Here is a 4153-nt window from a genome sequence, read left to right as displayed (position 1 = left end):
CACGGAGATCCGGCTGGACGCCGTCGCGCGCGCGGACGCGGGGCTGCGCTCCGTCGGCTTCGTCCTCGACCGGCCGGTGGCCGGGCGGCACGTGGAGCGGATCGGGACCTCCACGCTCGTGGTCGGGCCGGGGGCGCGGGCGCGGTGGAGCTTCGCGGGCGGCACCGGGTCGCCCACGCCTCCGCCCCCGGACGCAGGGTAGGTCCGGCGGCGCGGCGACGACCTGAGCGGCGGCTTCTCCAGGCGGCAGCGCCGGGGTGGGCGCCTCGCGGGGGCGCACGGACCGGTCCGCCGCCACGCCCGCGCGGAGGCACCGCCCCGGCGCTGCGCACGCGTCGGGCACGCGCCGACGCCGCTCCGGCCGCGCCGACCGGTCCGGTCGGTCCACCTGCCGACCGAGTGGGCGAGGGCGGTCGGCGGCACCGCGCCGGACGCGCTCGACGCCCGGCGGGGTGAGCTGCCGCCGTCGTACTCCTGCTTCCGTACCGGTGTCAGCTCCAGGCCCGTCGTTCCCGGCCGCGGGGATCGTCGATCCGGGTCCACTCGGCGTCGATGCGCATCGTGGCCCTGCGCTCGGTGTCGTACGGGTCCCAGCCGGGGTCGCCGGTGGTGGCGAACCGGACCCAGGTCCCGTGCACCCGGTCCGCGAGGTCCGCCGGGGGCCGGTCGGGGCCGAGCAGGGCGGCGGGGCCGTGCAGTGGCGGCAGGTGCGCGAGAGCGAAGACGAAGGGCAGGTCGACCGCGTGGGTGGCGCCGAGCTTCCCGTTCAGGGCCTGCGAGCGCCAGGCGAACTCGTAGGCGAAGGTCCCGGACCCGGGGTGGGCGGCGTGGGCGGCGGCCAGGGCGCGGGAGCCCGCGCCGAACAGCGCGTCGCCCATGATGGCGGAGCGCAGTTCGCCGTGGGACGCCCCGGGGCGGGTCGTGCGGTACGTCTCGACGAGCCGCGCCGGGTCCGGGTGCGACCGCGCCGCCGTGTCGTGCACGTCCTCGGCGGTCGAGGAGGCGTAGCGGCCCGTGGGGACCAGGTAGAGGCGGCCCTCCTCGGTGGTGGTCCCGATGAGCAGGTCGACGTCACAGCCGTGTCCGACGGCGACGGCGTCGGCGGGCTGGGTGTCCAGGACCAGGCTGAAGGGGCTGAGGCCGAGCAGCGGGTCGTGGTGGGTGGCGGTCCGCAGGTCGATGCCCGCCAGCCGGGAGGCGGCCCGCACCAGGCACTCGTCGGAGAGGTCCGCGAAGGCGTCGACGTGCGGCTCGACGCCCAGGACCTCGGCGGCCGCGGCGGTGACGCGGGCGGCCTGCTCGGTGGTGAACGCTCCCCTGCCGTTGCCGCTCTGCACGATCGCCCTGCGGAACAGTCCGGCGGCCTCGGGGGTGGCGAGGACGCCCCCGACGAGGGTGGCGCCGGCCGACTGGCCGAAGAGCGTGACGTTGTCCGGGTCGCCGCCGAAGCCGGCGATGTTCTCCCGGACCCAGCGCAGCGCCCCCACGACGTCGAGCAGGCCCCGGTTGGCGGGGGCCCCGGGCAGGTCGAGGAAGCCGGCGATGCCGAGCCGGTAGTTGAGCGTGACGAGGACCACGCCGTCACGGGCGAAGGCGGACCCGTCGTACAGCGCGGACCGCGTCGAACCGGCGACGAAGCCGCCGCCGTGCACGAACACCATCACCGGGAGGCCGCCGCACGCGGCGGAAGGCGTCCAGACGTCGACGGTGAGGTAGTCCTCGCCCCGGCTCCAGCCGGTGCCGAAGTAGGGGGTCATGTCGATGGCGCCGAGGCCGCGTTCGGACTGCGGCGCGTTGGGTCCGGGGGCCGTGGCGTCCCGTACGCCGTCCCAGGGCTCGTGCGGCCGGGGCGGGCCGAACCGGTCGGCTCCGCGCGGCGGGGCGGCGTAGGGGATGCCGAGGAAGGTGGTGGTGCCGTCGTCCCGGCGCAGGCCGCGGACGGCCCCCCGCGCGGTGGTCACGACGGGGCCGGGTAGGTGGTGGTTCATCGTTCGGGCCTTTCCGTCCGCGGTCTCAGCGCTGCTCGGTGTACGGGGTGAAGGGCGCCCAGCCCTTGACGGCGAAGGTCCCCGCGTCGCGTACCACCTCGGTGGCGCCGTGGCCGCCCAGGTGGGCCGGGAACACGAGGGCGCGGGTGTCGGCGGCCCGGCCCAGCACCTTGCGGCGGGTGGCGCGGGCCGCGGCGGGGTCCTCGCAGAAGCAGCTGTTGGCGTCCGGTTCCAGGATCTGTACGGGACTGTGCAGCAGGTCGCCGACGAACACCGCGCGGTCCGTCCCGGAGGTGAGGGTCAGCACGGACGAGCCGGGGGTGTGCCCGGGGGCCGTGTCCAGGCGGAGGTTGGCGTCGATCCGGTGGCTGCCCTCCCACAGCCGGGTCAGGCCGGCCTGGTGGACGGGGGCCACGCTGTCCTCGAAGACGTTCTGGTTGCCGCGGCCGAGGAGCGGCCGGTGGCCGTTCTCGGGGTTCCAGAAGTCGAAGTCGTCCTTGGGCATCAGGTAGGTGGCGTTGGGGAAGGTGGGGACCCACTGACGGCCGTCCAGGTACGTGTTCCAGCCGACGTGGTCGACGTGCAGATGCGTGTTGATCACGACGTCCACGTCCTCGGGCCGGACGCCGGCACGGGCGAGGCCGGCCAGGAAGTCCGTTTCGAGGTGGCTCCAGACGGGGGAGTAGGGACGCTCCTTGTGGTTTCCCACGCCGGTGTCGACGAGGATCGTCCTGCCCTCGCTGCGCAGCAGCCAGGTCTGGATCGCGCACTTCACGATGCCGGTGCCGGGATCCAGGAAATGCGGGGCCAGCCAGTGGCGGCCGGCTTCCCAGACCTCCTCCGAGCTGTCCGGGAAGAAGGTCTCGGGTGTCATGGCGACGGGACCGAAGTACTCCCGTACCCGGGTGATGGATACGTCGCCGAGGGTGATCTGATCCATGGGTGTCCTCCTTCTTCGGGCCTCCCACCTCATCGAGGACGCGGGCACGGAACCAGACCCGCCCCTGCCTATCCACGAACGGGTCAGGCTCGGCGCCGCGAGACGGCCGATACTCGGAGCCATGGACGGAAAGGCGCAGCTCGGAGACTTCCTGTACCTGCGGCGCTCCCGACTGCGCCCGGAGGACGCCGGCGTGCCCACCTACGGGGAACGCCGCCGCGTGCCGGGGCTGCGGCGCGAGGAGCTGGCCCTGCTCGCGGGGGTGAGCGCCTCCTACTACACGCGGCTGGAGCAGGGACAGTCGCCGAGCGCGTCGCCCGAGGTGCTGGACGCGATCGCCGGGGCCCTGCGGCTGGACGAGTCCGAGCGGCGGTACCTGCACGACCTGGCCCGGACGGGCAGGCGGCGCGCCCCGGCCCGGCGTCCGGCGCCGGAACGGGTGCCGGAGGCCACCCGTCAGCTCCTGGACGTGCTCGGTCACGTTCCCTCGATCGTGCTGGGCCGGCGCACCGACGTGCTGGCGTGGAACCGGCCGGGCCACGCCCTGTTCGCCGGGCACCTGGACTTCGCCGCCCCCGACCTGCCGGCGCACCGCCCCAACATGGCCCGGCTGGTGTTCCTCGACGGCCATGTCCGTGACCTGTACGCGGACTGGCCGAGCAAGGCCAGGGCCGTGGTCGGGCATCTGCGCGTGGTGGCGGCCCAGCACCCGCAGGACGCGGCACTGCACGAGCTGTTGGGCGAACTGTCGGCGAAAAGCGCCGAGTTCGCCTCGATGTGGGCCGACCACCGGGTCAGGGCCTGCTCCGGTGACACCTACGAGATGCGCCATCCGCTGGTCGGGCCGCTGGCCGTCACCCAGCAGACCATGAGCAGCGGGCGAGGCCCCTCCGTCGTGATCGCGACCACGGAGGCGGACTCGCCGTCGAGAACCGCGCTCACCCTGCTCGCCCAGGCGACGGGCGAAGGCGCCGCGCGGGCCGGGCGCCCTCCGGCGCGGCGCGGCGGACACGGCGCGGCGCCGGCCGGAACCGGCTGCCGGCTCGATCTCCGGGTTGACGATCGGGCTAAGGGGTCCGCGTCCCCAGGAACGGCTGGTAGGTGACGCCGGTCAGCTTCTCGGCCGCCGTCCAGAGCCGTCGGGCCACGGCCGGGTCGGCCGCCTCCTCGCCGAGCCGGGCGTCGGTGACCGGGCCCCGCGTCTCCCCGAGCCGGGCCGGGCCGA

The 4153-nt window shown here is 75.1% G+C and carries 4 protein-coding genes; 2 read left to right on the top strand and 2 right to left on the bottom strand.

Features of this window, described 5'->3' with window-relative positions:
• Nucleotides 1-202, top strand: a 202-nt coding sequence (locus tag RIF68_RS29390) for a DUF5829 family protein (RefSeq protein ID WP_309054317.1), incomplete at its 5' end; no start/stop codon positions are given.
• A 289-nt stretch (nucleotides 203-491) separates the two neighbouring features.
• Here the strand turns inward: RIF68_RS29390 and RIF68_RS29385 are convergent.
• Nucleotides 492-1988 carry a carboxylesterase family protein gene (locus tag RIF68_RS29385; RefSeq protein WP_309054316.1) on the bottom strand — a complete coding sequence of 499 codons (1497 nt, stop codon included), beginning with the start codon at nucleotides 1986-1988 and terminating at the stop codon, nucleotides 492-494.
• Between the two features lie 25 nt (nucleotides 1989-2013).
• Complete coding sequence (locus tag RIF68_RS29380) at nucleotides 2014-2928, bottom strand: MBL fold metallo-hydrolase (RefSeq protein WP_309054315.1); 915 nt, start codon at nucleotides 2926-2928, stop codon at nucleotides 2014-2016.
• A gap of 121 nt (nucleotides 2929-3049) precedes the next feature.
• Here RIF68_RS29380 and RIF68_RS29375 point away from each other — a divergent pair, with 121 nt between their 5' ends.
• A complete protein-coding gene (locus RIF68_RS29375) occupies nucleotides 3050-4033 on the top strand; it encodes a helix-turn-helix transcriptional regulator (protein ID WP_309054314.1) in 984 nt (327 codons plus the stop codon).
• Nucleotides 4034-4153: the final 120 nt, after the last annotated feature.

Source organism: Streptomyces sp., from assembly GCF_031178505.1.
Taxonomy (GTDB): Bacteria; Actinomycetota; Actinomycetes; order Streptomycetales; family Streptomycetaceae; genus Streptomyces; species Streptomyces gulbargensis.
Note: the sequence above shows the minus strand (reverse complement) of the source record. Positions and strands in the feature narration are given on the sequence as shown.